Consider the following 26,974-nt stretch of genomic DNA (forward strand, 5'->3'; position numbering starts at 1 on the left):
GGCTCGTTTTTTTTGTGTCTTAAAAGCGGTGTGCTAATTTCAAGTGATAAACCCAAGCCTCACGTTGTTCGAGTGAAGAAAAACTTGAAATTTGCGTGATTAACGACTGTGGTTGTACCGTGTCTGGCTTAGTAAAGTGCAAATAATGCAGACCCGCAATCATAAAAGTTTTGGGGTTGAAGTGATAAACCGCGCCCGTACCCACACCAACATAGCCGTCTACAGGGTTTAAGCTTGAGGCAGGATTACCCGCACCAGAATCCCACAATCCTTCCACCGCAGTGATCCACTTGGGTGACCATTGATGGGCAACCCCCAAACGGGTAGACCATTGATTTTTTTGGTAATCAATCAGGTTGAACTGATTACCTAGTCCTTCAGATTGCAGAATTGCAGCAAATTGAGTGGGTTGAATTTTAAAATCTTGCCAATTGACCCATCGCAATGATCCGTACAGAAAATTTTGTGCAGGTAAACCGGTGTGAAAATCTAAATTCACCGATTCTGGGGTCTGAATTTCCGTTGCTTGTTGTGGTGCAATCTCTAAAGGAAATCCCCAAATACTTTCGCTTGCATTGGTACTGTGCTTGATTTTAGAGCGATAAGTAATTGCTGTATTAAATGCATATTCAGGAATTTGGTAGCTTAGACCTGCTAACCAACCCCACGCATGATCTTTGGGAAAATGTGCGTGATAATCAAAAAAGGTATAGTCAGCTTGTGTACCAATTTTCAGATCACCTGAAAATGACTGGTAACTCAGACCTGTAAAGAGGTTCCAATGTGGTGTGGGTTGGTAGCCGATTAGCGCTGTAATATTTCTTGAGTCAAACTTAATATCTGCGTTTTTATAGGTAAGGGTTCACCTGAAAGAATAGGACTATAGTGATAATCCACATCAACAAAATAAGGTTGGTCAAATAATAACGCCACAGAAATTTGTGGATGGGGTTGTAATTTTAATGCAGCTTGGATGAAGTGTTGATGATTGACTAAATTGCCTGTTGAAAAATCTTGAACGCCTAATTCCGCAATATTTTGTTGATGCTGGACCTGACCTGAAATATTGGTATCCACGTGTAGCAAAGCGACTTCCGCATAATTACCTTTTTCAAAGAAAGCTTGAATGGATTGATTGCTGCTTTCTAAAGCTGCAGCAGAGGCATAACTTAGCGGCAGGACATACAGCAATCCGACAAAAATGTGAAATTTCATGTTGCGTCCTTGGTCTAAATTATGGAATCGTTTTTAAAATCAAATTAAGTTTTTTATTGTTGATTATATTTTATTCATTTTTCTTATGAATTAAAATCATTATTTTGATTATTTCTAGGTGTATAGAATAAGCAAGAGTTTTGCTAAAGATCAAAAAAGAGAGCCTAGGCTCTCTTATGTATTGCTGTTTTATTCTTCGGGATAGGCGATACGTTTTAAAGCTTTAATATCGGCATTTGGTGCACATAAAGAAATAAACTCATAGCCATAGCCACGTAGTAAATGTCCTTTGCGAACCGCAATCCATGTGGTGTTTAGCCCAAAAATATCGGTCTGAATTTGTTTTAGTCGGTAATCACGTTCAACGTCATAAGCCACATTGTTGACAATACCAACACCCATGCCTAATTCAACATAGGTTTTAATGACATCGGCATCAAGTGCAGACATCACGATATTGACATCAACGCCTGCATCGATAAATGCTTTGTCAATTTTAGAACGACCCGTAAAGCCACCGTGATACGTAATAATTGGATATTCTGCCAAATCGGTCAGGCTAATCTCAGTTTTACTGGCTAAAGGATGATTTTTAGGGGTAATAATACTGTGGCGCCACTCATAATAAGGCACACTCGCCAAGTTTTCTTCAGTGGTGAGAGATTCAGTTGCAATACCAATATCGGCTTCACCTTGCAGCAGCATTTCGGCAATTTCTACAGGGCTGGCTTGTTGTAAAATCAAATGTACTTTGGGAAATTCTTTTTTAAACAAATTCACAATAGGCGGTAGCACATAACGCGCTTGGGTATGTGTAGTCGCAATGGTGAGCGTGCCTTCATCAACTTTATTAAAGTCATCGGCAAGGCGTTTAATGTTATCTGCATCAATCAACATGCGTTCGACGATACACAGCAAGGCTTGCCCTGGCTCGGTTAAACCCAATAAGCGTTTACCTTTGCGGACAAAAAGCTGCACACCCAGCTCATCTTCAAGGTCTTTAATGTGCTTACTCACGCCCGATTGAGAGGTATATAGTGCCGCAGACGCTTCAGTTAAATTAAAGTTTTGCCGAACGGTTTCTCTAATAATTCTAAGTTGTTGGAAGTTCATAGTGGTGCAACCCTAAAAAGGATGGAGCGGGTTAGGCTCCATCTTGATGTCCTTATGCGACTTGATTTTCAAATAAATGTAAAGTGGTTACACTTAACCAAACCGTTTGATTTGGGCGGAATTGGTGCAGTTTCGCTTCATCTGCAGTGAGTGCAATTTCAATTAAATTCCCTTGGCGATCTTGCAATTCTGCAACTACTTTACCAGCAATCCAAACCTCACGTAAGAAGGTCGCTTGAATGGTATTTTCCTGTGGTTGGGCATGAATATGCAACTCATCTGGACGCGCAAATGCAATGACTTTGCCTTGTGGCGCGTTGGGTTGATTAAGAAGTTGTACACGATCTTCACCAATTTGCACAATTCCTTGATGATGTTGTCCTTCAAAACGGTTGGCTTGACCTAAGAAGTCAAATACAAATGGAGTGGCAGGCTGTTCATACACTTCACGTGGTGAACCAATTTGTTCGACATTACCTTTGTTCATCACAATAATTTGATCGGCAACTTCGAGCGCTTCTTCCTGATCGTGGGTCACAAAAATTGAAGTGATGTGTAATTCATCATGCAAAGTTCTTAACCAACGACGTAATTCTTTACGTACTTTGGCATCGAGCGCACCAAAAGGTTCATCCAATAACAATACGCGTGGTTCAACCGCTAAGGCACGTGCCAAAGCAATACGTTGACGTTGTCCACCCGATAACTGCGCAGGATAACGGTCTGCTAAAAAGCCTAACTGTACTAAGTCAAGTAAACGCATAACGCGTTTTTTAATTTCGGCTTCTGATGGTCGGGTTGCACGCGGACGTACCCGTAAACCAAACGCGATATTGTCAAATACAGTCATGTGGCGGAATAGGGCATAGTGCTGGAAAACGAAACCGACCTGACGCTCACGCACGTGAACATCGGTGGCATCCTGACCTTCCAGAATCACCTGACCGCCATCGGCAGATTCCAAACCGGCAATAATCCGCAGCAGGGTGGTTTTACCACAGCCCGATGGACCTAGGAGGGCCACCAGCTGGCCGTCTGGAAAATCGAGGGAGATGTTGTTCAGTGCATGGAATGCACCAAAGTGTTTTTCAATATTTTTAACTTGAATACTCATGAGGTCATTCCTTAAGAAACTGTTGAATCTTCATTACGTTTGTCCTGCTTTTCCTGACGGATTTCGACCCAGGTTTTCAGGATCAAGGTCACAATTGCCAGTAGGGCCAGCAGGGACGACACCGCAAACGCAGCACTGAAGGTATATTCGTTATAGAGAATCTCAACGTGTAAGGGCAAGGTATTGGTTTCACCGCGAATGTGGCCAGACACGACTGAGACCGCCCCAAACTCACCCATCGCCCGGGCATTACACAGAATGACACCGTAAATCAGGCCCCATTTAATATTCGGCAAGGTGACTTTCCAGAAAGTTTGCCAGCCAGAGGCACCCAGTACAATGGCAGCTTCTTCTTCTTCGGTGCCTTGCGCTTCCATGAGCGGAATCAGTTCACGCGCCACAAACGGTACGGTAATAAAGATGGTGGCAATGACAATCGCTGGCACGGCATACAAAATCTTGATGTCGTTGTCCATTAACCAGTTGCCCATCCAGCCCTGGGTACCAAAAATCAGTACCAGCATCATCCCGGCAATGACCGGAGAAACCGAGAATGGTAAATCAATGATGGTGGTCAGAATTGATTTACCCGGGAAGTTAAACTTGGCTACCGACCAGGCTGCGGCTACACCAAACACCACATTGAGTGGAACGGCAATGGCCGCAGTGAGTAAGGTCAGTTTGACTGCAGATAAGGTATCTGGATGTACAAGCGCCTGGGTATACACGCCCACACCTTGTTTAAAGGCTTCAACGAATACCAGAATTAACGGCAGAATCAGGCAGCTCAGGAAGAAAATCAGGGCAATGGTCAGTAAGGTGTAGCGAACCCAGGTCGGTTCACGGGTGGCATCACGCGATTGCAGCTTGTCGGCCAAAGCATTGCTGTTGGTATTTAAACTCATCGGGCTGTTCTCCCTGTACGACGGCTGGCCCATGCTTGTAACAAGTTAATCAGGAACAGCATCACGAATGAAATCAGCAGCATCACCACCGCAATAGTGGTTGCACCGGCATAATCATATTCTTCTAAACGGGAGATAATCATCAGCGGGGCAATTTCAGTTTCAAAAGGCTGGTTCCCGGCAATGAAGATTACCGAACCATATTCACCCACGCCACGGGCAAAGGCCAGGGCAAAACCAGTAATTAATGCTGGCAGTAAAATCGGGAAAATGACTTTGGTAACAATCTGCAGACGGTTTGCGCCCAGAGCAGATGCCGCTTCTTCCAGCTCGGTTTCCAAATCGCTGAGTACCGGTTGTACGGTACGCACCACAAATGGAATACCAATGAAGATCAGGGCCAGGGTAATCCCGATCGGGGTATAGGCGACTTTAATGCCCAGTGGTTCTAAATATTGTCCAATCCAGCCTGTTGGTGCATATAAAGAAGTCAGGGCAATACCTGCAACTGCGGTAGGTAAGGCGAAAGGTAAGTCGACCAACGCATCTATAATACGTTTGCCCGGAAAGCTGTATCTGACCAAACACCATGCCAATAATAAGCCGAATACGACATTAATAAAGGCTGCAATGAGTGCAGCGCTAAAACTGAGTTGCAAAGATTTTTGGATACGTTCTGAACTTAAAATTTCCCATAAACCATCCCAACCGATACCTAACGATTTAATAAATACAGCCGATAAGGGAATAAGAACAATTAAGGATAAATACGCTAGGGTAAAGCCTAGAGAAAGACCAAATCCTGGCAGCACTTTGGATCGCTGCGACATGATGACTCCTCAAAAGAGAATGAGTGTTTAAAAACAAACAGATAAGTAAAAATAAATTCGGCACAAGCATAAGTTGCGAAGATCAAATTGCAAATTTGAATAAATACTTGCTTTTATCAGAAATATTGATATGTTGTTGCATATTTTCTGCAATCAAATAATCATAAATTTCAGGAAATGCCCCAAAGCCTGATGCAACATTAATATGACCCACTTGTCCTAAATTAATAGTTGTTAATTGCCATGCTTGGGCAAGTGCCTGTGCATCTGCAAAACTGAGCCACGGGTCATTTTCACTAATCAATAAGTGTGTCGGTACAGCCAATTTAAGTTGCTGAAAGTAAGCCGAATAATTGCTTTGGCTGTGTTCTGCAAAACCAGACTCACCAAAACGGGCAGGGTTAGCAGGTGCAACCAAAACCACATTTTTAATTTTCGTCTGTAGCTCAGGGTGCTGTACCAATGCTGCCACCGTGGTTAGACAACCAAAACTGTGCGCCACAATTTGAATATAGTCCTGAATCGGGGCAACTGTTTTGACAAATTCAGTAACCCAGTTTTGTAAAATTGGGCTATTCCAGTCTGACTGTTGTACACGCGAGCAAGACATGAGTTGTCGTTGTAACCAAGATTGCCAGTGCGCATATTCACTGCCACCTACACCTGGAACAATTACGGTATGAATCATGTCGATGCTCCTTCGCATATTTCAGCCTGAAATGATGATCTGAATAACGCTTAAATTTCAATTGAATCCATCATGTTCCAGTATTGGATGTGACCGCCTGGATTCAAAATTCAGTAAGATAATGCTGTAAAATTCATGCTTTAAATAATCTGCAACAAGGATAACTAGAGTTTTTATGCAAAAAAAATAATTAAAAATGAATTTTATATGAATGAAAAAGATATAAGGCTGTATGAAAACACCCGCATTTTCCAATGTGGGTGTTTTTCACTATCCTTTCAGTATGATTTGCCTTTCAGCATTACTTGGTTTGATTGGCTTTGACAATCTGATCGAAAATACCACCATTTTCAAAGTGTTTTTGCTGAACTTTGCTCCATCCACCAAACTCTTGGTCAATGGTCACGAGTTTTAATGGTTTAAATTGCGACATATATTGTGCCAACACCTTAGCATTACGTGGTCGGTAATAATGCTTTGCAGCAATATTTTGACCCGCAGGCGAATAGAGATAGTTTAAATAGGCTTTGGCTAAGTGTTGATTACCATCTTTTAGCACATTTTTCTCTACAATCGCCACTGGGGGTTCAGCCAAGATGGATAAGGAAGGGGTGATGATTTCAAATTTACCTGGTTGTTCACGCACGGCTAAACAGGCTTCATTTTCCCAAGCCAACAAAACATCACCAATGCCACGTTCTGCAAAAGTGGTGGTTGCACCACGGGCACCTGAATCCAATACTTTGGTTTGTTTATAAATTTGACGAACAAATTCTTGGGCTTTGGCATCATTGCCAGCAGGTTGATGTTTAGCCCATGCCCATGCTGCTAAGTAATTCCAGCGTGCGCCCCCTGAGGTTTTAGGATTTGGTGTGATGATTGCAACATTCGGTTTAACTAAATCGCCCCAATCCTTAATATTTTTAGGGTTACCTTGGCGGACTAAGAATACGATGGTTGATGTGTATGGGGTTGAGTTATTCGGTAACTTTTTTTGCCAGTCAGCAGGTAATAGTTTGGCTTTTTCTGCAATAACATCTATATCCGCGGCTAAAGCAAGGGTCACTACATCGGCATTTAAGCCATCAATAACCGCACGTGCCTGTTTACCCGAGCCACCGTGTGATTGCTTGAAATTAATAGTTTGTCCAGTGCGTTTTTTCCAGTAGTTGCCAAAGTGTTGATTGACATCTTCGTATAATTCACGGGTAGGGTCATAAGAAACATTGAGAAAGTCTTTTGCAGATACACCCAGTGCTGTGCTAGAAAGTATGGCAGCCAGTACCCCAATTTTAAATTTTGAAAAGCTCATAATTGACCTCATTGGTTTATGCTTTGTTGTGTGCTGAGTTGAATGAGGCAAGCATATAGTCAGTTCATTTTCTTAAAAAATAATTTAAAATGCGGTGAATATCAGTAAATGATAAATATAAATTTCTTCTTTGATTTCTATACTTAGAGATAAATAACGAGTACTTCTTCTATGCAGTGTTATAAAAATGCCAAGCCTACCGAGCAGATTCAGGTGTTAGATCGTGCTTTTCATTATGGTGATGGATGCTTTAGCACTGCGCGTATTCGCAACAATCAAGTTGAGTTGTGGCATCGCCATTTAGCGCGTTTAGAGCATGCAAAACAAAATATGCATTTAACGGCAAATCTTGAATTTATTAATAAAACACTGGCCGATTTAAAACAAAAACATGGCAAGTTGAATGGTACATTAAAGCTTGTGCTGAGTCGTGGTGAGGGGCAACGTGGCTATAGCTTGCCTGAACATCCTGCCGATGTATGGGTATTCTTTTATCCTCAAGCGCAAGAAACTTTGGGGGCAGAATACCACTACGAAATCATTCAAAGCGGTGTCTTAGAACAGACCATTGGCTTGACGATGCCGCAGTTGGTTGGTGTGAAAAGTTTGAACCGTCTCGAACAGGTTTTATTAAAGCAAGAGGCAGATCAAGCGGGGTGGCTTGAGGCTTTGGTGACCGATGTGCAGGGGCGTGTGGTTGAAGGAGTGAGTAGTAATTGTTTCATTCTTATAAACAATACATGGATTACCCCGCAACTTGGTTATAATGGCGTGCACGGCGTGATGCGGGCAGAAATTTTGTCGCGGATGCAACAGCACAATATTGCGTGTGAACAACGTGATATAGATGCTGCAGAAATTGCGGACATTCAAAGTTTATTTTTTTGCAATGCGCTTAGTCCAATGAAAATTGCCAGCCATTTACAGTCACAGCTTTTGGATGTGCAACCGTGTATTCAATTATTTAAGCAACTTCAACTGAATCAGATACATTCTTATGTCTAAACCTAAACGCCCATCAAAATCTAAAAAGAAAATTAATACAGTACAGTCTATGCGTGCCTTGAAAGGTGGCATCATTTTTATACTGGGGCTATTACTGGTGCTTGGCGTGATTTTATGGTCAAGTCTGTTTAGAGATTATCCTGTTGAAGGTCAAAAACAATTATTGGCGATTAATGAAGGCGACACGTATTCACGCTTTATTGATCGTTTGGCTGAAGATGATCATGTGAACTTTCCAATTGTTTTAAAGTTGTACCAACGGGTGATGATCCATGACAGCATGAAGAAAGGTGTATATGAAGTGCGTCAGGGGATGAGTGTACGACAGGTTATGGAAATGATCGCTAATGCTGAAAATGCACAAATGAACCGAATTTTGGTGATCGAAGGTACGACTTTTAAACAATTGATTGATGCGTTAAAGAAAGATGAGCTAGTCACCAAAGAAGTGTCGCATTTGCCGTATGATCAAATGCTAAAAGCTTTAAATATTCCTTTTGCACATCCCGAAGGTTTGTTTGCACCGAATACTTATTTCTTTGCCAAAGGTGAAACTGATCGTAAAATTTTAACCGATTTATATCAGCGTCAAATGAAAGCATTAGATGATGCTTGGAATAATCGAGCAGCAGATTTACCTTATAAAAATAAATATGAAGCCTTGATTATGGCCTCAATTATTGAAAAAGAAACCAATGTCGATGCTGAGTTGCAGCAAGTGTCTGGGGTATTTGTACGCCGTTTAAAACTGGGCATGCGTTTACAAACCGATCCAACTGTTATTTATGGAATGGGCGATAAATATCAGGGCAATATCACCCGTCAGGATTTACGCACACCAACACCATATAATACTTATACCATGAGTGGCCTACCCCCAACGCCAATTGCTTTGCCGGGTCAAAAAGCCATTCAAGCGGCTATGCATCCAGACCAATCTGACAACATTTATTTTGTGGCGACAGGTAACGGTGGGCATAAATTTAGCACCAATTTGCAAGATCATAACCGTGCCGTGCAGGAATATTTAAACGTACTACGCATGAAAAAATCAGGGGAATAAGCATGTTTATCAGTTTTGAGGGCACCGAAGGGGTAGGCAAAACGACACTCATCCGCCGCATTCACGCTTATTTTACTGCACAAGGTCAGTTGGTGGTTTTAACTCGTGAGCCAGGTGGAACCCCTATGGCAGAGCAAATTCGTGCTTTGTTGCTTAGCGTAAACCATGAGGAAAAAATGTGTTCAGACACTGAGTTATTGTTGATGTATGCAGCGCGCGCTCAGCATTTAGATCAGGTGATTTTACCTGCACTGGCTGCAGGAAAAACCGTGCTATGTGACCGTTTTAGCGATGCCAGTTTTGCTTATCAATGTGCTGGACGTGGTTTAAGTGAAAGCAAGTTGCTGACTTTAAATAATAACTTTGTCGCACGTATGCCTGACTTAACTTTTTGGCTCGATGCACCGATTGAACTGGGTATGACCCGTGCACGTGCGCGTGGAGCGCTTGATCGTTTTGAGCAAGAGAAAGCAACTTTCTTTGAGAAAGTTAAAGGTGGCTATCAAACTTTGTGGCAGCGACATCCTGAGCGAGTGAAGCGCTTAGATGCAACACAAAGTCCAGATCAAGTATTTGCACAAGCGATGCACTATTTGTAAGCGAAGGCATAAAACGCAAAGGCATATACAAAAAGGCATAACAAGCCATTGGGTTGTAGTTAGACATTTGATTGAATGGAAAAATCTTCTATAGTGGAAACGTTTTAAGATTTTTTATTTAACAATAGCGAATATTAAATATGACCAAAGACGAAATTATTGAATTTTTAAAAGTAGAGTTTCCGCAAAGTTTGGAAAAATGTGAAATTGTGTCCATCACGCCACGTGGGGTATTGGTAAATTATCACATTGATGAACGTGATTTACGTCCAGGTGGTACGGTATCGGGGCCGACTATGATGACCGTTGCAGACTATGCACTATATATCGCCATTTTAGGTGAATTGGGTTTGGTGGCTTTGGCAGTGACTAGTAACTTAAACATCAATTTTTTACGCAAACCTGCAGCAGGACGCAATTTACGTGGTGAATGTCGCTTAATGAAAGTAGGGAAAACCCTCGTGGTCGGTGAGGTTTGGGTATATTCCGAAGGTGTAGATGATGCCGTGGCGCATGTAACAGGGACCTACTCGATTCCACAAGTAGGAAAATAATAAGATCAGCATTTGGCTTAAAGTTAATGGTTAAATAGTCTAAGTAAATGTGATTGATCTTTAATCCTTGCGGTCATTGATCGTTTTCATGCATGCAATTGAATAGAAAAATAGCCTAAGAGAGCCAGTTTTTTCACAGTGCAAAACGATTAAAGAGATAGTATTTTATAAAAGAGCAGGGGAATGTTCGTAAAACTTTTGTAGAAATGAGGGGCAAAAAAATAAGTAAAATGAAATTAATAACGATGAATGAAAATATGAAACTTTCAATCACCGTTATTTAACCTACCTTATTCATTCACCAATGGAGTTTCCACTTGGAAATTTGGTGGAATGAGCACAGTTTTACGCAATTCAGGCGCAAGCTCAGGATAATCGAGCGTGAAGTGTAAACCACGTGATTCTTTCCGTTGCATGGCACAGCGCACAATCATTTCAGAAACCAGAACCAAATTACGCAGCTCAATCAAGTTTTTACTGACTTGATAGTCCTGATAATACTCGGTGATTTCACGTTTTAACATTTCAATACGGTGCAAGGCACGCTCTAAACGCTTGGTGGTGCGTACAATGCCGACATAGTTCCACATGGTTGCACGTAGCTCATCCCAGTTTTGTAAAATCACCACATCTTCATCAGGGTTCGTGACTTGAGAATCATCCCAAGCAGGAACTTCAGGTGAGCAATAATCTGTAGTGTGATGTGCTTCAATATGTTTGGCCGCTGCCATTCCATATACAAAACATTCTAAAAGAGAGTTACTTGCCATGCGGTTAGCGCCATGCAAACCTGTATAAGACGTTTCACCAATCGCGTATAAACCAGAAATATCGGTTTGGCTATGTTCATCCACCATCACACCACCACACGTGTAGTGGGCAGCAGGTACAACAGGAATCATATCGGTGGTGATATCAATGCCCAATTCCAGCAAACGTGCATACAGTGTAGGGAAGTGTTCCTTGACAAATTCTGCAGGCTTGTGGGTAATATCTAGCCATACATGACGAATACCCAAACGCTTGATTTCATAGTCAATTGCACGTGCCACAATATCACGCGGAGCGAGTTCTGCTCGTTCATCAAAACGCAGCATAAATCGTTCGCCATCAGGTAAACGTAAATATGCACCTTCACCACGCATGGCTTCAGTAATTAAAAAAGAACGCGCCTGAGGATGATACAAACAGGTTGGATGGAATTGGTTAAATTCCATATTGGCTACACGGCAACCCGCACGGAAAGCCATGGCCATACCATCGCCCGTCGCAATGTCTGGGTTTGAAGTGTAAAGGTAGGCTTTCATTGCACCGCCGCAGGCAAGAGCGGTAAATGGAGCAAGGAAGGTATGTACTTTTTGAGTACTTTCATCTAGTGCATATAAGCCTAATGAACGATTAGCTTCGTTTAAACCAAGCTTTTGTGAGGTAATCAGGTCAATGGCGATATAGTTTTCAAATATAGTGATGTTTTGCTGTTCTTGAGCACGTTGCACCAAAGTCGTGGAAATTGCACGGCCTGTAGCATCGGCAGCGTGAATAATACGGCGCTGAGAATGGCCGCCTTCACGGGTTAAATGCAATTGCTCTTGTTCGTCTAAGGTAAACTGCACGCCATGTTTGAGCAGAAAATCTACCGAAGGTTTGCCGCCTTCCACCGTTTGTTTGACGGCACTTATTTCACATAAATGCGCACCTGCAATCATGGTGTCATCTATATGTTGTTCGATCGAGTCGGTTTCATCAAGGACTGCAGCAACACCACCTTGCGCATAAAAGGTGCTGGCTTCAGTGAGGGTAGATTTTGCCAAAACGGCGATTTTGAAATGCTGGGGTAATGAGAGCGCTAAACTCAAACCTGCACCACCACTTCCCACAATAATCACATCAAATTGATGTGTTGTGTTTAAATTAGACATGTCCATCAGCTAATTTGAAAAAAGTTGGATAATGACACCCCTTTTTGCAGAAAAAGGCAAGTGCGAAGTGGATTTGAATAATGAAAAAAAAGAATAAACCAGCAACTTTTATGGAATATCCCGCTTTTATTTGGATTTGATTCAACGCATTTCATTTATAACACTTTGGTGCGCAATTTTTTGATGAGGTAAATACCTGATGCGATCTCAGTTATCCTCTCACAGTGCCTGCCAAACTGTAATTGAAAAAGATTCAACATTTTATTACGCAAAAGTCTATTATTTTGTGCTAAATAAGGTGAGTCCAAAGTCATAATTATTATTGAGTGAATGCTATTTATGAAAAATCGCAACTTTAAAAAAGGTTTATATGCGGCTGTTTTTACTATGGCAACTGTGCAGACTCAAGCAGCACCACCAGTAGACTTTTCTAATTTGGTTGAGCAGGTGAGTCCTGCTGTCGTGAGTGTCAATGTTGTCAAAAAAATGAGTCAGGAAGAACTCTTACAACAACAAGTTCCAGAAATTTTACGCCGTTTTTTTGGCAATCAAGTGATTATTCCACAACAACAATTGCCACAAGAAAAAACAGGTTATGGCAGTGCCTTTTTTATTAGTAAAGATGGATACCTTTTAACGAACCACCACGTGGTTGAAGATGCTTCAAAAGTCACAATTGTACTGAATGACCGCCGTGAGTTAGATGCAACTGTTGTGGGTAGTGATGAACGTACCGATGTCGCTTTATTAAAAGTGCAAGGTGCGAGTTTCCCAGAGTTGCGTACAGGCAATGTCGATCAATTGCGTGTGGGTGAGCCTGTACTTGCAATTGGGTCTCCATTTGGATTTGACTATTCTGCATCGGCAGGGATTGTCAGTGCCAAAATGCGGAATATGATGGGTGAAACCTCAGTACCCTTTATTCAGACCGATGTAGCTTTAAACCCAGGTAACTCAGGTGGGCCATTGTTCAATCAGCGTGGTGAAGTTGTGGGCGTGAACTCCCGTATTTTTAGTGGTACGGGTGGCTATATGGGCTTGTCATTCTCTATTCCAATTGATGTAGCAATGGATGTTGCCGATCAATTAAAACGAAATGGTAAAGTGACCCGTTCTTATTTAGGGGTGAGTTTGCAGGATATTGACCGTAATTTGGCTGAATCTTATAAACTGAGCAAACCAGAAGGGTCATTGATTACTCAAGTTGCACCAAATTCACCTGCTGCACGTGCAGGCTTACGTGCGGGTGATGTCATTCTTAAATATAATGGTACGCCAATTTCTAGAACTTCGGAATTGTTGAACTATTTAAACCGTTCAGTGCCAAATCAGAGTATTCAGCTTGAAGTATTACGTGATGATAAACGCCGTAATATTACCGCTACAGTGAGCACAGCTCCTGATGACACACCTGCCAAAAACAACCCTGACACAGCAGCCAAAGGTCCTGTTTTAGGGGTGTCGATTCGTGATTTAAGCGTTGCAGAACAACGCCAATTAGATATTAAAGGCGGTGTGCTGATTCAGGAAGTGCGTCGTGGTGGTTCGGCAGCTCAGGCACGTATTATGCCAGGCGATGTGATTGTGCAACTGAATAACACCACCATCCAAAATGCCAACCAATTTGTTGAAACAGTATCTACCTTGAAACAAGGTACAATTGCGCGTGTGGTGATTATCCGTCAAGGACAACGTGCGATTATTGGTATGCGTATTCAATAAGTTGATGCAGCATATAATAGTGAATCTATCTAAAATTTAGAATATTGCTAAACTTTAGATAGTCACTTATTTTAAGAAAGTCGCTCTTAAATTGGGGCGACTTTTTTATGTAAATCGGTATTTTTGTTAGACTAGACCGACATGGCCGTTTTAGTTAAAAGGATGACATGAGCAGCATATTTGATTTAAAAATCACCGTTCAGCCAGAACATATTGATATTTTAGGGCATGTCAATAATGTGGTGTATGTACAGTGGATGCAGGATGTTGCATCGGCACATATTGAAACATTAGGTTTAGGTGTTGAGGAATACTTAAAACTGAAACATGCGATGGTGGCGGTGGAGCATCATGTGCAATACCGTAAAGCGGCACTCGAAGGTGAGGAGCTGATTTTGCGTACATGGTTAAGCGATTTGAATGCTTTATATTCTTTTCGTCAATATGCATTTTATCGCCCTCAAGATAAAAGCCTGCTGTTTATGGGCAATACACAATGGGCCTGCGTGGAAATTAAGACAGGTCGTCCTAAACGAATGTCACCGACATTTACGCAAGCCTATCAACCCCTTGCTGCTGATGTGAATCCGTTGGATTTTAGTGAGTATGATTCTTAAGATGAGTTGAAGCACCCAATACAGCGTCATTAAAAGTTGCTGCTTGTTGATGCTGTAGATGTTGTCAATCAGGTGTTTGCTGTTTTAAACAATATGATGTGGCTTTTAGTGCTCACTTTAATTACGACATACATTTCTGTATAAAAAACTGAAACTCTCGAATAAAAAGAAAAACACGAGCGGCTGCAAAAGGAAGTCATTATTATGGATACATTGAAAAATCCATCTGCTATAATCCATCGCAATTTCTATTCGGCTTTTGCTCTGCATGAATTTTGAGGTGCAGAGCGTGTTATTTTTCAAGGTAACCCATGGCGCAAGCTAAAAAAACTGTTGATATTAAAAACATCCGTAACTTTTCGATCATTGCCCATATTGACCATGGTAAATCGACTCTAGCAGATCGTTTCATTCAAACCTGTGGTGGTTTACAAGATCGTGAGATGCAAGCTCAGGTGTTGGATTCTATGGAGCTTGAGCGTGAGCGTGGGATTACCATTAAAGCCACCTCGGTGACTTTGTACTACACCCATCCAAATGGTCAGGAATACCAATTAAACTTCATTGACACCCCAGGACACGTTGACTTTTCCTATGAAGTCTCACGTTCTTTGGCAGCTTGTGAAGGTGCGTTATTGGTGGTTGATGCGGCACAAGGGGTGGAAGCGCAATCTGTTGCAAACTGCTATACCGCAATCGAGCAAGGCTTAGAAGTTTTACCTGTACTGAATAAAATTGATTTACCGCAGGCAGAACCTGAGCGCGTGATTCATGAAATTGAAGAAATTATTGGTATCGAAGCGCAAGATGCACCCACCTGTTCGGCTAAAACAGGTTTAGGTATCGACAATGTATTAGAAACCTTGGTGAATGTCATTCCTGCACCACAAGGTGACCGCGATGCGCCCTTGCAAGCCTTAATTATTGATTCTTGGTTTGATAACTATCTAGGCGTTGTGTCTTTGGTGCGTATCAAGCATGGTCGTGTGCGTAAAGGCGATAAAATGTTGATGAAATCGACAGGTCAAACGCACATTATTACCTCAGTGGGTATTTTTAATCCAAAACATACCGAAACAGGTATTTTAGAAGCAGGCGAAGTAGGCTTTGTCATTGCCGGTATTAAAGACATTTTTGGTGCACCAGTCGGTGATACCATCACACTTGCAACGACACCAGAAGTAGAAACCTTACCAGGCTTTAAAAAAGTTAAGCCGCAGGTTTATGCGGGTTTATTCCCAATTGATGCTAGCGACTTTGAACCGTTCCGTGAAGCATTGCACAAACTACAAATTAACGACTCAGCTTTGTTCTTTGAACCTGAAAGTTCAGATGCTTTAGGCTTTGGTTTCCGTTGTGGTTTCTTGGGTATGCTACACATGGAAATCGTACAAGAGCGTTTAGAGCGTGAGTACGACTTAGACCTCATTTCATCTGCACCGACTGTAATTTATGAAGCGGTAATGAAAAATGGCGAAACAGTTTATATCGACAGCCCATCAAAAATGCCTGATGGTTCTACTGTAGAAGATTTGCGTGAACCGATTGCCGAATGTCATATTTTAGTGCCACAAGAATACTTGGGTAACGTCATGACCTTGTGTATTGAGCGTCGTGGTGTGCAAAAAGACATGAAATTCTTGGGCAACCAAGTGTCTATTACTTTTGAAATTCCAATGGCAGAAGTGGTGATGGACTTCTTTGATAAATTGAAGTCATGTTCACGTGGTTTTGCATCTTTAGATTATAACTTTGTTCGTTTTGAAAGTTCATCTTTGGTTAAAGTAGATGTACTAATTAACGGTGAAAAAGTCGATGCCTTGGCGATGATTTGTCACCGTCAAGATGCACGTCACCGTGGTATTGCCTTGGTTGAAAAAATGAAAGACTTGATACCGCGTCAAATGTTTGATGTAGCTATTCAGGCTGCCATTGGTGCGCAAATTATTGCGCGTTCAACTGTAAAAGCGATGCGTAAAAACGTACTTGCGAAGTGCTATGGCGGTGACGTTTCTCGTAAGAAGAAACTACTTTCCAAGCAAAAAGAAGGTAAGAAACGTATGAAGCAAGTGGGAAGTGTTGAAATCCCGCAAGAAGCTTTCTTGGCCGTACTTAAAGTCGAACGCTAAAATTATAAGGATAATAAACCCATGGATTTTGATTTTAATTTGATTCTCGTTCCTGCCACATTATTTTTTATTGTGGTGTGGTTGCTCGATAAATTTGTATTTAAGCAAAGAGCAACCAAAGGGAGGGGCAATGAAAACTTCATTATCACATGGGCGTATGATTTTTGGCCTGTTTTGGCAGTGGTGATGGTGCTGCGTTCATTCCTGTATGAACCATTTAATATACCGTCAGATTCTATGGTGCCAACTTTAGAAACGGGTGATTTTATTTTGGTGAACAAATTTGAATACGGTGTGCGTTTGCCAATTATCAACAGTAAAATTATAGATGTGGGTTCGCCTGAACGTGGTGAGGTTGCGGTGTTTCGTTATCCGCCACAACCAAGCATTAGCTATATTAAGCGTATTGTCGGTTTACCAGGTGATCATATTGTTTATGATCATGGTCAGCTAAGCATCAATGGTGAAAAAGTAACGAAAACCCCAATCCAGTTTAGCCGTGAAAAAGATAGTTTAGATACACCTACGGCAATTTACCATCAGGAAACTTTAGGCACGCATACCTTTACCATGCGCGAACTTGAAGGTGTAAACGTTGCGCGTCAGGCACCATTCCTGAACTATGTAGACAACGGTAAGTATTCAGCAGAAAATGGTTTATATTGGGAAGTCAAAGTTCCAGAAGGTCATTACTTCGCGATGGGGGATAATCGCGATCAAAGTGCTGACAGTCGTTTTTGGGGCTTTGTACCAGAGGAAAACCTAACAGGTCGTGCATTCTATATCTGGATGCATAAAGAGCCTGGGTTTAATTTGCCGTCATTTAGTCGTAATGGCAAAATTGATTAATACAGCAGATTAGGAAAATAAAAAATGCGTCATCAACAAGGGGCATCCTATATTGCAATTTTAATTGCAATTATTGGTTTTGCATTTATGGCAAAAGTAGCAGTTGCAGTTTGGGGGCCATATTTCGATGATCGAATGTTGGATAACCAAATTGAAGAACAGTTATTGAACGGGCCAAAAAACCTCACACCACAAAAATTTATTAGTGAGATGGATAGGCGTTTAAGCATGAACAACATTCGCGATATTCAATTTGCAGATGTTGCTCAAGTAACCAATGTCGATGGTCTGCAAGTGAAAAAAGAATATGAGATAAGAAAACCATTCTTATTGAATATTGATATTGTAATGAAGTTCGAGAAAAGTTTTGATCAAAGCTCAGTCCAAGCTAAATGAGACCCGTCTAGCCAACCGAATCGGTTATCAGTTTAAGCAACCTGAATTGCTTAAACTGGCTTTGACTCACCGCTCGGTGAGTCATAAACACAATTATGAACGTCTGGAATTTCTAGGCGATTCGTTGTTGGGAATGATTGTTGCCAATTATTTATATGTGGCTTATCCACATGAAAATGAAGGTCGTTTAACGCGCATGCGGGCAACCTTGGTACGTCAGGAAGCCTTAGGTAAAATCGCCAATGACTTAAAGCTCAGCCAAAATTTAATTCTCAGTACGGGGGAATTGAAATCTGGCGGTCATCATCGTGAGTCTATACTGGCAGATACCGTAGAAGCGATTATTGGCGCCATTTATGTCGATAGCGGTGATTTGAATTTGCTGCAAACGATTGTGTTAAAATGGTACAGCCCTTATTTAGATCATATTGAGCCAACCGATCAACTCAAAGACCCTAAATCACGCTTACAAGAGTATTTACAAGCACGTAAAAAACCTCTCCCAGTTTACGAGGTTGTAGATATTCAGGGCGATGCCCCGAATCAGCATTTCATTGTGGAATGCCGAGTAGATAGCTTGCCTGTAATGAAGGGTGAAGGTTCAAGCCGTCGCTTTGCCGAGCAGGCAGTTGCGGCAGATATTTTAAAATTCTTGGAGCAAAAGTCTGAATGACCATCCATTCCGATCACGTAGATGCTGGTCACGAGTCGAATAACGACGCCAATGACATGATTAACCAATTCTTTAGCGGTCAGGGAACTGAAATTCCATCTGATTTCCGCAGTGGTTTTGTTGCGATTGTTGGTCGCCCGAATGTGGGTAAATCGACGCTCATGAACCATTTATTGGGTCAAAAACTGTCCATTACTTCACGTAAACCGCAAACCACACGTCATAAAATTGTGGGGATTGATTCACGCGAAAAATCTCAGGCTGTATTTGTTGATACCCCAGGGATGCATAAAAAAGAAGTTCGTGCCATCAACAAAATGATGAACCGTGCTGCATCATCTGCTTTGCGCGATGTGAACTTGGTTTTGTTTGTCGTAGATGCACAAAAATGGACACAAAATGATGAGCTGGTGCTGGAAAAACTGAAAAATGCAGAAATGCCAGTGATTCTAGTGATTAACAAACTCGACACCTTTGAAAATAAAAATCAAGCTTTGCCGATTATTCAAGAACGTGCCAAGTTAATGAACTTTGCCGAAATTGTTCCTGTATCAGCATTGCGGGGTGCAAACCTAGATCATTTGCGTGACACGATTGAACGCTATTTGCCATTCCAGCCGCCGTTGTATTCGCTGGATCAAATCACAGATCGTTCTGAGCGTTTCTTAGCATCTGAAATTATTCGTGAAAAGATCATGCGTCAACTAGGTGAAGAACTGCCTTACGATTTAACCGTGCAAATCGAATCATTTAAAACTGAAGATGCAGTTTTAAATGAGAAAACAGGTCGTATGAAAGCGCCATGTACCTATATTGATGCCACTATTTTTGTCGACCGTTCGGGTCAAAAAGCCATTGTGATTGGTGAAAAAGGCGCGAAGCTGAAAAAAATTGGTATGGATGCACGGGTTGACATGGAAAAAATGTTCGAGCAAAAAATCATGCTGACGCTTTGGGTGAAAGTCAAAGGTGGTTGGTCTGATGATGAACGTGCATTAAAAAGCTTAGGGTATAGTGATATCTAAGTTTGACGAAAAGGGAACTGTGATGATGAGAGTGTTGGCCATTGTGGCATGTATGTTGGTCTTGCAAGGTTGTATTCACAAAGTTGTGACAGTTCCCGTAAAAGTCGCCTACAAAACTACAAAAGGAGTGGTGAAAGGCACTGCTGCTGTGGTCGGCGCGGTCATTCCAGATAGCGATGACGAAGAAGAATCAAAACAAAAACATTCTAAAGAACAGGATTAATTAACGCAATCATGCGTAATGAAATCTTGCATGGTTATTTAATCCATCATCGAAAATACCGTGAACGTAGCCATATTGTGCATTTATTTACCCGCGAACATGGGCGGGTCGATGGAGTTTTAAGACAAATGCCACCGCCACAATATCAACCGATTCGCATACAAGCTTCGGGAAAATCGGATCTTAAAAATTTCACTAAACTCGAAATTGTTAATCAACCCGTTTTTTTCTTTGGTGATGCATTTTTTTCAGGCTTTTATTTAAATGAAATTGTGTTGCGTCTATGTTCTGCCGAAGTGGAAATGCCTGAAACCTTTGTGCAATATCATCAGACTCTGGCGCATTTACAACACTTATCTAGTCACGAAAATCCCAATCTATTCTTAAGACAGATTTTGCGTCAGTTTGAACATGCTTTATTGGAAGAATTAGGTTATGCCATTGATTTTTCAGTCGATGCGAGCCAAGAGCCGATTCAGCCAAACATGTATTATCATTTTCAACTGAATGATGGTTTTATCCCTACCGCACAAGCATCACGAGCAAATTTGCTGGGAACACAGATCCTGAGTATGTGTGACTATGAAAAAGGTAGGGATTTTAATCCAGAGCAGTTACAATTACTGTCTCGGCTGTATCGACAAATGATTAGTTCACTGTTGGGTGATCGACCTTTAAAAAGTCGCCAATTGTGGATTCAGAATTCTCAAACCCAAGCGTAATGTAGGAACCTATTATGGCTTTACTCGGTGTCAATATTGACCATGTGGCAACTTTAAGACAAGCGCGTGGCACGAACTATCCAGACCCTGTGAAGGCCGCATTAGTTTGTGAACAGGCTGGTGCAGAAGGAATTACTTTGCATTTGCGTGAAGACCGTCGCCATATTCAGGATGATGACGTGCGTCGTATGCGTCCGTTGCTCAAAACCCGCATGAATTTGGAAATGGCAGTCACTGAAGAAATGATCGAGTTTGCCAAGGAAATTCGTCCACAGCATGTGTGTTTAGTACCTGAACGTCGTGAAGAAGTGACTACTGAAGGTGGTTTGGATGTCGTGGGAAATTTTGCAGCAGTGAAGGCCGCGACACAGGAATTAACTGCTATTGGTTGTGATGTATCACTCTTTATTGATGCAGACCCAGCACAAATTGATGCGGCTGTTGCGTGTGGTGTACCGACCATTGAAATTCATACAGGCGCGTATGCCAATGCAGAAAACGAAGCTGCACAGCAAGCAGAATTGACCCGTATTATTCAGGGCGTAGAATACGCAGCCAGCCGTGGTTTAGTGATTAATGCAGGACATGGTTTGAACTTGGATAATGTAGGTGCAATTGCCGCAATTCCACACATCCATGAGTTAAATATTGGTCATGCTTTAATTGGTGATGCTGTATTTGTCGGATTGGAGCAGGCTGTTAAACGCATGAAAGCCGCGATTGATGCAGTGCGTTAATCTGTATATTTGAAATTGAAAGATAAAATTTGAAACGTTATGTCCAGCATAAATTACGATGAATTGATGCAGCCTGTAATTGGATTTTTAGGCTGCGAAACACCCAAAGAATGGTTGAACGAAGCATTAAACAATTTAGATATTTTGATGCAAGATCATGCCAACTGTGAAAAAAAAGCAGCAGGCACGGCCATGAATCTGATGTTTCGATACAGCTTTTTTACCGACTTACAGGTCAAACTGGCACAGTTGGTACGCGAAGAAATGTTGCATTATGAGCAGGTGTTAGAGTTCATGGCAAAGCGTGGACAAACATGGCAAGGTTTAAGTGCAGGGCGTTATGCAGGTGGTTTACGCAAAGAAATCCGCACTTATGAACCCGAAGCATTGATTGATGTTTTGGTGATTGGTGCCTTTGTAGAAGCGCGTTCATGCGAGCGTTTTTATGCGCTTGCGCCACTGGTAGATGAAGAATTAGGGAAATATTATCGTTATTTGCTTAAATCAGAATCACGTCATTATGAAGATTATTTGGCGCTGGCTTTGGATGTGGCAAAAACGGCAAAACTGAAAAACCCTGAAGAAGATATTCAGGGGCGAATTCAGCATATACGTGAAGTGGAAAAGAAATTAATTATGAGTCCAGATGATCTGTTTCGTTTTCATAGTGGTGTGCCTGTGAAAGCAGTTTAAACTGCGGAACATTTTAAATAGGTAACGGGACTTCGGTTCCGTTTTTTTATCAGCCGATTTGTCGCTTAGATATTTTGATAGTGGCTTGTTGCCTAAGCCACTTAGAAGTGATCAGGGGTGAGATTAGGAATCGCGTTAAAATGCACTGTCATAATAGGTAGCAGCATTCATCTTTTTGAACGATTCAGGCATGAATCGCTACTTAGGTATTTACAGACCACATCATCCATAAATTTTAGGCAATAAAAAGCCCAAGTCATTAAGCTTGGGCTTTTTAGAATTTGGCTCTCCCACCTGGGCTCGAACCAGGGACCTGCGGATTAACAGTCCGTCGCTCTACCGACTGAGCTATGGGAGAATCTGAATGCGATTATAAGCAGATTTAAGCAAGGGTCAAGCAAAAACTGTCATGTTTCTTTCATTTTGACTTTATGTGCTTTTTATTTGAACAAAAAATTTTTTTTAATTAAAAAATCACCCTCAAGACTTGCGTTACATAAAATCGGTTGTTAGTCTGAGTGACAGAACAAAGCGTTTAAGTAGTATCTTAAACAGTGTGGATTTAACCCAACTTGCCAGCACTAAAATGGCTAAATCGGAGTAAGCGAATGAATACGCTCAACATTTCTGATATTTTTTCTCAATTTTCATATTATCAAGAACATTATCTTTCTATCTTGTCTACGCCTGAACAATACTATACAGCTGTAGAAGGTGCATATATTCATGTCTGGCCATTAGCACCTCAAGATTTGTATTTGGGCGATTTATTGCAATTGTGGTTTAGTGAAAAATGGCTCATTCAATCAACCTGCCAATTGCTTTCAGATCATCCAGACAACGGCACCAAAAAACCATTACAGCGTGATCATGATTTGTATTTGTACCAACTGGCAGGCAGCGCACTTTCGGGGAGCAACCGTTCACACGTGTGGTCTGTGTCTGAACAAAAACCATTGCGTGTACAATTAGACTCTGTTTTTCGCTATTTATGTGAATATAAAGCGACATCTCAACCAACAGTGTCTAAGTCAGAGTTGATAGCAGCATTGAAAAATAGTGTTTGATCTAAGATGATTCATTATGGTCAGCCAAATAGATGTGTATTGAGTCGAGCTAAATAACTCGCACTGAAATAGTGTTATCAACTGCGGTACAGATTTACGGACAGCTTGAAAAGGATATTCAGCCGTGTGGATAAAAATAAGCATTGCCATGCTCGCATTTGCTGCAAATTCCTTGCTATGTCGTTTGGCATTGGCTGAGCAGCAAATAGATCCTATGAGTTTTAGTTTGCTCAGGGTTGGCAGTGGGGTAGTGTGTTTAGGACTGTTCTATGCTGTTTTGCAGGTTCAACAACCAATTCAATTCCAATGGAAATCTGCACTAAGCCTTGCTGTATATCTGCTCGGTTTTTCGTTGGCGTATTTGCATATCGATGCAGGTATAGGGGCATTAATTCTATTTGGCGCAGTGCAAATCACCATGATCAGTTATGCCATTTTGCATGGTGAGTGTATGACTTTAGCGCGCTGGGTTGGATTAGGCTGTGCTGTATTAGGGATGGGCTTGCTGCTATTGCCTGAAGCCAGTGCACCAACCTTCAAACATGCGTTGATGATGTTGCTGGCAGGTATTGCATGGGGTTTTTATAGTATCGCTGCAAAGACGATGCAGCATGCTTTAACCAATACTCTGTCTAATTTCATTCTAGCGACACCACTTGTTGCTGTATTTTTTCTTTGGCATTTACCTGAAAGTTTTATCACTTGGCAGGGTGTGGTTTTGGCAGTGTTGTCGGGTGCATTGGCTTCGGCTGGAGCGTATGTGTTGTGGTACAGCATTGTGAAAAAAATTGACCATATTACCGCAAGTACTGTGCAACTTTCTGTGCCGTGTTTGGCGATTTTAGGTGGTGTGATTTTTCTAGGTGAACAATTAACCCTATTGATGGTTATAGCAACCCTGATTGTGTTATGTGGTATTTTGATGGTGATTTTAACTAAGCCGCGGGTTTAACCAGTATTCCTATAATTTGCTCGGAATTTCATCCATGTAATATAAAAAACCCACGATTCAATCGTGGGTTTTGTTCATCTAAACAAATTTAGATTATTTTGCAGCTTTTTCAGCTTCGATTGAAGCAATCGCTTCATCGACACCTTCAATTGATTCTGCAGCTTTTTTGATACGAGCCAACGCATCTACAAGTACTTCGTCTGCAGTTGCATAAGAAATACGCATGAAACCACCTAAACCGAATGCATCACCAGGAACAACGGCAACACCAGTTTCTTCCAATAACCAGGCAGAGAATTCTGTGCAAGATTTTAAGCCTTTGGCACGAATCAATGGTTTGATGTTTGCATACGCATAGAACGCGCCATCTGCAGGTAAGCATGAAATACCTTTGATGTCATTCAAACCGTTTACAACTAAGTCATGACGGCGTTTGAATGCTTCAACCATTGGCTCAAGTACGTCTTGTGGGCCGTTTAATGCAGCTTCTGCAGCAACTTGTGAAATAGAAGTTGGATTAGAAGTCGATTGAGATTGAATTTTCTTCATCGCACCAATTAGTTTGGCAGGGCCCGCTGCATAGCCAATACGCCAGCCAGTCATTGCATAAGCTTTAGACACACCGTTTAACACGATTGTGCGGTCATAAAGGTCTGGTGCAACAGTCGCGATGTTGTAGAACTCATCATCCCAACGGATTGGTTCATACATATCGTCAGAAGCAATAAATACTTCAGGATATTTACGTAGTACTGCAGCTAAAGCTTCTAATTCTGCTTTGGTGTAAATCATACCAGTAGGGTTAGATGGGCTGTTGAGTACCACTAAACGTGTTTTGTCAGTGATCGCAGCTTCTAATTGTTCAGGTGTGATTTTGAAGCGTTGTTCTTCGCCACATTTCACAATCACTGGCACGCCTTCAGCAATAATCACCATATCTGGATAGCTTACCCAGAACGGTGCAGGGATAATCACTTCATCACCCTTGTTTAATAAAGCCAACGCCAAGTTAAAGAATGATTGCTTACCACCGCAAGACACCAAAATTTGGTTCGCTTGGTAGTCAAGATTATTGTCACGTTTTAATTTTGCGATAATGGCTTTTTTAAGACCAGGCGTACCGTCAACAGCAGTATATTTTGTAAAACCGTTATTAATTGCTGCAATAGCTGCATCTTTGATGTGTTGTGGTGTATCGAAATCCGGTTCACCTGCACCCAAACCAATAACGTTATGACCCGCAGCTTTAAGTTCAGCGGCTTTATTGGTGACTGCAAGTGTTGGGGACGGTTTGATGGCATTGACACGATCAGAGAGACGTACGTCCACGGCATATTCCTTCTTATAGGGATAAAAAAATAAAAAGCATATTATCTTAGCCTAAATTCGATGTCTGCGTCGTTTAAAATTGCATCAAAATAATAAAAAATCACCAAATTAGACCAATTTCCTATGAAATCGTGATTAAAACTGCTGTGAGGTGGAAGTTTCTCGCATCGGGCAGCAAAAAACTTTAAAATAGTCCAAATTTTATAAGAGTGATGGTCATGAGTAAGCAGCAGCCTACTTCAAAAAAACCATTGGTGAATCTCCCATTCCCAATGCCAAATGCAGAACAAAGTGCTGACAATGTTGCACATAATCAGGTTCGTCCAAAACCTGAACAGTATGCAGATCGTACTTGGATGCCACCACGTGGCACCCGTCGTTCGATGGGTAAGCGCTAAAAAAATGCCACAATTCGTGGCATTTTTTATGGATGGAGATTACTGTCTGTGACGCTTCGCCTTATGAAATGCCAATCGTCCAAAAAAAATCGTGGAGATTAACGTGCATGCTTTCGGGCTTTGCTTGCAGGCTTCGGTGGTGCAATTACACGCACACCATGCCAAACATCGCTAAAGTCTTGCTCATTGATATTATACAGTTCCAATAAAGCTAAAATGACGGCACCAAACAGCATAGGTCCTTCAGAATTGCTCTGGAATTCAAAGACCTTACCATTTAAGTTGTGCAAAATATCCTGAATTTCAAAGACCCGATCACGACCATTGCTGTCGGTTGGGTACATTTGTGTATTCAGTATAATTTTGGCTAAAGCTTTTTCATTTTCACTCAAAGCCAAGACTTCAATTAATTCATCGGTGGCAGGGGTGAAAATCACAGAATCACGGTAAATGGTGTGTAGTAGTTTTTGCGTCAGTTTAGGCAGTGCTTTTTCAACAAAAGGGCGAAACGACGCAGGAAAAATCACATTATGAGCGATGCCTTTAAACATTGGGGCAATTTCTTCAACGGTATATCCTGCAATACCACAACCAATTGAAGTTAAAAAATACTTCATTTTAGGATGGTTTTTGGCATAGATTTTAAAGTCATCCACATAGTGCTGAATTTGCGAAAGCGGCATTTGTTGTAAATGTTCATTCATGGTAGGAATGGCAAAACTTTGTCCTGCCCAACCGCGCCCGACGCCTTCAACGGCACCAAAAAATTCTTTGGCTGTTCGTGCTGCACCACCTGCATGTTGTCCTGCCATGTTACTGCCAAATACGAAAACAGTATCTTCAGGGAGGCTTTTGATAATTGATTCGTCGTGATATTGGTAAGTCATGAGTGTGTGCTTTTATGGTTGTCATCCTGAAATTTCATGTTGCCTTTGAATAGCCAGTGGGTCAAGACTTAAAGCAGTTTCCCTACGCTCAATTTAGTCGTAGAACATCTTTGTTCTAATAGCGTGCATGACAGAATTAAAACTGAGCGATAGCTTTGCAGAAACGTAACATCGCCGCTACATATTTGAATGCCCTGAGTGTAAGCGAATCTGCTAAAATGTCAGGTCGCATTAAACC

At 41.6% G+C, this 26,974-nt stretch carries 27 protein-coding genes, 1 tRNA gene and 1 pseudogene; 18 read left to right on the forward strand and 11 right to left on the reverse strand.

Annotation, left to right across the window (positions count from 1 at the left end):
- Positions 1 to 19: 19 nt before the first annotated feature.
- From AC0T5Z_RS04815 to AC0T5Z_RS04845, 7 genes and pseudogenes are all read right to left on the reverse strand, one after another.
- Positions 20 to 1,215 (reverse strand): annotated as a pseudogene (locus tag AC0T5Z_RS04815) (outer membrane protein transport protein).
- 189 nt (positions 1,216 to 1,404) lie between these two features.
- Positions 1,405 to 2,328 carry a CysB family HTH-type transcriptional regulator gene (locus AC0T5Z_RS04820; RefSeq protein WP_435336772.1) on the reverse strand — a complete coding sequence of 308 codons (924 nt, stop codon included), beginning with the start codon at positions 2,326 to 2,328 and terminating at the stop codon, positions 1,405 to 1,407.
- Positions 2,329 to 2,380: 52 nt separating this feature from the next.
- Complete coding sequence (locus AC0T5Z_RS04825) at positions 2,381 to 3,442, reverse strand: sulfate/molybdate ABC transporter ATP-binding protein (RefSeq protein WP_291335348.1); 1,062 nt, start codon at positions 3,440 to 3,442, stop codon at positions 2,381 to 2,383.
- 11 nt (positions 3,443 to 3,453) lie between these two features.
- Positions 3,454 to 4,347 carry a sulfate ABC transporter permease subunit CysW gene (gene cysW / locus AC0T5Z_RS04830; protein WP_005176653.1) on the reverse strand — a complete coding sequence of 298 codons (894 nt, stop codon included), beginning with the start codon at positions 4,345 to 4,347 and terminating at the stop codon, positions 3,454 to 3,456.
- The gene (gene cysT, locus AC0T5Z_RS04835; RefSeq protein WP_291335344.1) at positions 4,344 to 5,177 is read right to left on the reverse strand and encodes a sulfate ABC transporter permease subunit CysT; all 834 of its coding nucleotides are present in this window, start codon (positions 5,175 to 5,177) and stop codon (positions 4,344 to 4,346) included. The genes cysW and cysT overlap by 4 nt, the downstream gene beginning before the upstream one ends.
- Positions 5,178 to 5,259: 82 nt before the next feature.
- Positions 5,260 to 5,865, reverse strand: a complete 606-nt coding sequence (locus AC0T5Z_RS04840; RefSeq protein ID WP_435336773.1) for an RBBP9/YdeN family alpha/beta hydrolase — start codon at positions 5,863 to 5,865, stop codon at positions 5,260 to 5,262.
- A gap of 301 nt (positions 5,866 to 6,166) precedes the next feature.
- Positions 6,167 to 7,177 carry a sulfate ABC transporter substrate-binding protein gene (locus AC0T5Z_RS04845; RefSeq protein ID WP_435336774.1) on the reverse strand — a complete coding sequence of 337 codons (1,011 nt, stop codon included), beginning with the start codon at positions 7,175 to 7,177 and terminating at the stop codon, positions 6,167 to 6,169.
- A gap of 171 nt (positions 7,178 to 7,348) precedes the next feature.
- On the opposite strand from AC0T5Z_RS04845, the gene pabC reads away from it, so the two are divergent.
- From pabC to AC0T5Z_RS04865, 4 genes are all read left to right on the forward strand, one after another.
- Positions 7,349 to 8,182: an aminodeoxychorismate lyase gene (gene pabC / locus AC0T5Z_RS04850; RefSeq protein ID WP_291335338.1), complete on the forward strand. Its 834-nt coding sequence runs from the start codon at positions 7,349 to 7,351 to the stop codon at positions 8,180 to 8,182.
- Positions 8,183 to 8,231: 49 nt separating this feature from the next.
- Complete coding sequence (mltG, locus tag AC0T5Z_RS04855; RefSeq protein WP_414630583.1) at positions 8,232 to 9,245, forward strand: endolytic transglycosylase MltG; 1,014 nt, start codon at positions 8,232 to 8,234, stop codon at positions 9,243 to 9,245.
- A 2-nt stretch (positions 9,246 to 9,247) separates the two neighbouring features.
- Complete coding sequence (gene tmk, locus AC0T5Z_RS04860) at positions 9,248 to 9,844, forward strand: dTMP kinase (RefSeq protein ID WP_291335334.1); 597 nt, start codon at positions 9,248 to 9,250, stop codon at positions 9,842 to 9,844.
- Between the two features lie 140 nt (positions 9,845 to 9,984).
- Positions 9,985 to 10,398 (forward strand): PaaI family thioesterase, encoded by a 414-nt coding sequence (locus AC0T5Z_RS04865; protein WP_435336775.1) that lies wholly within the window; start codon positions 9,985 to 9,987, stop codon positions 10,396 to 10,398.
- Between the two features lie 290 nt (positions 10,399 to 10,688).
- Here the strand turns inward: AC0T5Z_RS04865 and nadB are convergent, their stop codons facing one another.
- Positions 10,689 to 12,323, reverse strand: coding sequence for an L-aspartate oxidase (nadB, locus tag AC0T5Z_RS04870; protein ID WP_291335331.1), 1,635 nt, complete (start codon positions 12,321 to 12,323; stop codon positions 10,689 to 10,691).
- A 333-nt stretch (positions 12,324 to 12,656) separates the two neighbouring features.
- On the opposite strand from nadB, the gene AC0T5Z_RS04875 reads away from it, so the two are divergent.
- From AC0T5Z_RS04875 to AC0T5Z_RS04925, 11 genes are all read left to right on the forward strand, one after another.
- On the forward strand, positions 12,657 to 14,039 hold the full coding sequence (locus AC0T5Z_RS04875) for a Do family serine endopeptidase (RefSeq protein ID WP_291335328.1): 1,383 nt from the start codon (positions 12,657 to 12,659) through the stop codon (positions 14,037 to 14,039).
- Between the two features lie 167 nt (positions 14,040 to 14,206).
- A complete protein-coding gene (locus tag AC0T5Z_RS04880; protein ID WP_291335326.1) occupies positions 14,207 to 14,656 on the forward strand; it encodes an acyl-CoA thioesterase in 450 nt (149 codons plus the stop codon).
- A 311-nt stretch (positions 14,657 to 14,967) separates the two neighbouring features.
- Positions 14,968 to 16,785, forward strand: coding sequence for a translation elongation factor 4 (gene lepA, locus AC0T5Z_RS04885; RefSeq protein WP_291335324.1), 1,818 nt, complete (start codon positions 14,968 to 14,970; stop codon positions 16,783 to 16,785).
- A gap of 21 nt (positions 16,786 to 16,806) precedes the next feature.
- The gene (lepB, locus tag AC0T5Z_RS04890) at positions 16,807 to 17,634 is read left to right on the forward strand and encodes a signal peptidase I (RefSeq protein ID WP_291335322.1); all 828 of its coding nucleotides are present in this window, start codon (positions 16,807 to 16,809) and stop codon (positions 17,632 to 17,634) included.
- A 24-nt stretch (positions 17,635 to 17,658) separates the two neighbouring features.
- Positions 17,659 to 18,030 (forward strand): DUF4845 domain-containing protein, encoded by a 372-nt coding sequence (locus AC0T5Z_RS04895; protein WP_291335320.1) that lies wholly within the window; start codon positions 17,659 to 17,661, stop codon positions 18,028 to 18,030.
- Positions 18,002 to 18,703: a ribonuclease III gene (gene rnc, locus AC0T5Z_RS04900; RefSeq protein ID WP_291335318.1), complete on the forward strand. Its 702-nt coding sequence runs from the start codon at positions 18,002 to 18,004 to the stop codon at positions 18,701 to 18,703. The genes AC0T5Z_RS04895 and rnc overlap by 29 nt, the downstream gene beginning before the upstream one ends.
- Positions 18,700 to 19,728, forward strand: coding sequence for a GTPase Era (gene era / locus AC0T5Z_RS04905; RefSeq protein WP_291335316.1), 1,029 nt, complete (start codon positions 18,700 to 18,702; stop codon positions 19,726 to 19,728). The genes rnc and era overlap by 4 nt, the downstream gene beginning before the upstream one ends.
- Before the next feature lie 22 nt (positions 19,729 to 19,750).
- On the forward strand, positions 19,751 to 19,951 hold the full coding sequence (locus AC0T5Z_RS04910) for an NF038104 family lipoprotein (RefSeq protein WP_291335314.1): 201 nt from the start codon (positions 19,751 to 19,753) through the stop codon (positions 19,949 to 19,951).
- Positions 19,952 to 19,959: 8 nt separating this feature from the next.
- Positions 19,960 to 20,673: a DNA repair protein RecO gene (recO, locus tag AC0T5Z_RS04915; RefSeq protein WP_435336791.1), complete on the forward strand. Its 714-nt coding sequence runs from the start codon at positions 19,960 to 19,962 to the stop codon at positions 20,671 to 20,673.
- Positions 20,674 to 20,684: 11 nt separating this feature from the next.
- Positions 20,685 to 21,410: a pyridoxine 5'-phosphate synthase gene (gene pdxJ / locus AC0T5Z_RS04920; protein ID WP_435336792.1), complete on the forward strand. Its 726-nt coding sequence runs from the start codon at positions 20,685 to 20,687 to the stop codon at positions 21,408 to 21,410.
- 39 nt (positions 21,411 to 21,449) lie between these two features.
- On the forward strand, positions 21,450 to 22,103 hold the full coding sequence (locus AC0T5Z_RS04925; protein ID WP_435336776.1) for a MiaE family protein: 654 nt from the start codon (positions 21,450 to 21,452) through the stop codon (positions 22,101 to 22,103).
- A 282-nt stretch (positions 22,104 to 22,385) separates the two neighbouring features.
- Here AC0T5Z_RS04925 and AC0T5Z_RS04930 read toward each other — a convergent pair.
- Positions 22,386 to 22,461, reverse strand: a tRNA-Asn gene (locus tag AC0T5Z_RS04930).
- A 250-nt stretch (positions 22,462 to 22,711) separates the two neighbouring features.
- Here AC0T5Z_RS04930 and AC0T5Z_RS04935 point away from each other — a divergent pair.
- Positions 22,712 to 23,170 carry a hypothetical protein gene (locus AC0T5Z_RS04935; protein ID WP_291335310.1) on the forward strand — a complete coding sequence of 153 codons (459 nt, stop codon included), beginning with the start codon at positions 22,712 to 22,714 and terminating at the stop codon, positions 23,168 to 23,170.
- A 124-nt stretch (positions 23,171 to 23,294) separates the two neighbouring features.
- Entirely contained in the window at positions 23,295 to 24,122 is an 828-nt protein-coding gene (locus AC0T5Z_RS04940) for a DMT family transporter (protein WP_435336777.1), read from the forward strand.
- A gap of 93 nt (positions 24,123 to 24,215) precedes the next feature.
- On the opposite strand, the gene AC0T5Z_RS04945 is transcribed toward AC0T5Z_RS04940, so the two are convergent.
- Positions 24,216 to 25,451, reverse strand: a complete 1,236-nt coding sequence (locus AC0T5Z_RS04945; RefSeq protein WP_180096181.1) for a pyridoxal phosphate-dependent aminotransferase — start codon at positions 25,449 to 25,451, stop codon at positions 24,216 to 24,218.
- Positions 25,452 to 25,669: 218 nt separating this feature from the next.
- Here AC0T5Z_RS04945 and AC0T5Z_RS04950 point away from each other — a divergent pair, with 218 nt between their 5' ends.
- On the forward strand, positions 25,670 to 25,849 hold the full coding sequence (locus tag AC0T5Z_RS04950; RefSeq protein WP_236162212.1) for a hypothetical protein: 180 nt from the start codon (positions 25,670 to 25,672) through the stop codon (positions 25,847 to 25,849).
- Positions 25,850 to 25,947: 98 nt separating this feature from the next.
- On the opposite strand, the gene AC0T5Z_RS04955 is transcribed toward AC0T5Z_RS04950, so the two are convergent.
- Entirely contained in the window at positions 25,948 to 26,736 is a 789-nt protein-coding gene (locus AC0T5Z_RS04955; RefSeq protein ID WP_291335303.1) for an A1S_2505 family phage non-structural protein, read from the reverse strand.
- Positions 26,737 to 26,974: the final 238 nt, after the last annotated feature.

Source organism: Acinetobacter pengchengensis, from assembly GCF_982235305.1.

Excerpts from the sequence above, each read along its gene's own strand:
- AC0T5Z_RS04910 (WP_291335314.1), top strand. The coding sequence starts at position 19,751 with ATGATGAGAGTGTTGGCCATTGTGGCATGTATGTTGGTCTTGCAAGGT.
- AC0T5Z_RS04845 (WP_435336774.1), bottom strand. The coding sequence starts at position 7,177 with ATGAGCTTTTCAAAATTTAAAATTGGGGTACTGGCTGCCATACTTTCT.
- lepA (WP_291335324.1), top strand. The coding sequence starts at position 14,968 with ATGGCGCAAGCTAAAAAAACTGTTGATATTAAAAACATCCGTAACTTT.
- tmk (WP_291335334.1), top strand. The coding sequence starts at position 9,248 with ATGTTTATCAGTTTTGAGGGCACCGAAGGGGTAGGCAAAACGACACTC.
- AC0T5Z_RS04820 (WP_435336772.1), bottom strand. The coding sequence starts at position 2,328 with ATGAACTTCCAACAACTTAGAATTATTAGAGAAACCGTTCGGCAAAAC.
- AC0T5Z_RS04825 (WP_291335348.1), bottom strand. The coding sequence starts at position 3,442 with ATGAGTATTCAAGTTAAAAATATTGAAAAACACTTTGGTGCATTCCAT.
- AC0T5Z_RS04840 (WP_435336773.1), bottom strand. The coding sequence starts at position 5,865 with ATGATTCATACCGTAATTGTTCCAGGTGTAGGTGGCAGTGAATATGCG.
- mltG (WP_414630583.1), top strand. The coding sequence starts at position 8,232 with ATGCGTGCCTTGAAAGGTGGCATCATTTTTATACTGGGGCTATTACTG.
- pabC (WP_291335338.1), top strand. The coding sequence starts at position 7,349 with ATGCAGTGTTATAAAAATGCCAAGCCTACCGAGCAGATTCAGGTGTTA.
- era (WP_291335316.1), top strand. The coding sequence starts at position 18,700 with ATGACCATCCATTCCGATCACGTAGATGCTGGTCACGAGTCGAATAAC.
- AC0T5Z_RS04955 (WP_291335303.1), bottom strand. The coding sequence starts at position 26,736 with ATGACTTACCAATATCACGACGAATCAATTATCAAAAGCCTCCCTGAA.
- AC0T5Z_RS04935 (WP_291335310.1), top strand. The coding sequence starts at position 22,712 with ATGAATACGCTCAACATTTCTGATATTTTTTCTCAATTTTCATATTAT.
- AC0T5Z_RS04925 (WP_435336776.1), top strand. The coding sequence starts at position 21,450 with ATGTCCAGCATAAATTACGATGAATTGATGCAGCCTGTAATTGGATTT.
- AC0T5Z_RS04950 (WP_236162212.1), top strand. The coding sequence starts at position 25,670 with ATGAGTAAGCAGCAGCCTACTTCAAAAAAACCATTGGTGAATCTCCCA.
- lepB (WP_291335322.1), top strand. The coding sequence starts at position 16,807 with ATGGATTTTGATTTTAATTTGATTCTCGTTCCTGCCACATTATTTTTT.
- nadB (WP_291335331.1), bottom strand. The coding sequence starts at position 12,323 with ATGGACATGTCTAATTTAAACACAACACATCAATTTGATGTGATTATT.
- AC0T5Z_RS04880 (WP_291335326.1), top strand. The coding sequence starts at position 14,207 with ATGAGCAGCATATTTGATTTAAAAATCACCGTTCAGCCAGAACATATT.
- cysT (WP_291335344.1), bottom strand. The coding sequence starts at position 5,177 with ATGTCGCAGCGATCCAAAGTGCTGCCAGGATTTGGTCTTTCTCTAGGC.
- AC0T5Z_RS04875 (WP_291335328.1), top strand. The coding sequence starts at position 12,657 with ATGAAAAATCGCAACTTTAAAAAAGGTTTATATGCGGCTGTTTTTACT.
- AC0T5Z_RS04895 (WP_291335320.1), top strand. The coding sequence starts at position 17,659 with ATGCGTCATCAACAAGGGGCATCCTATATTGCAATTTTAATTGCAATT.
- cysW (WP_005176653.1), bottom strand. The coding sequence starts at position 4,347 with ATGAGTTTAAATACCAACAGCAATGCTTTGGCCGACAAGCTGCAATCG.
- AC0T5Z_RS04865 (WP_435336775.1), top strand. The coding sequence starts at position 9,985 with ATGACCAAAGACGAAATTATTGAATTTTTAAAAGTAGAGTTTCCGCAA.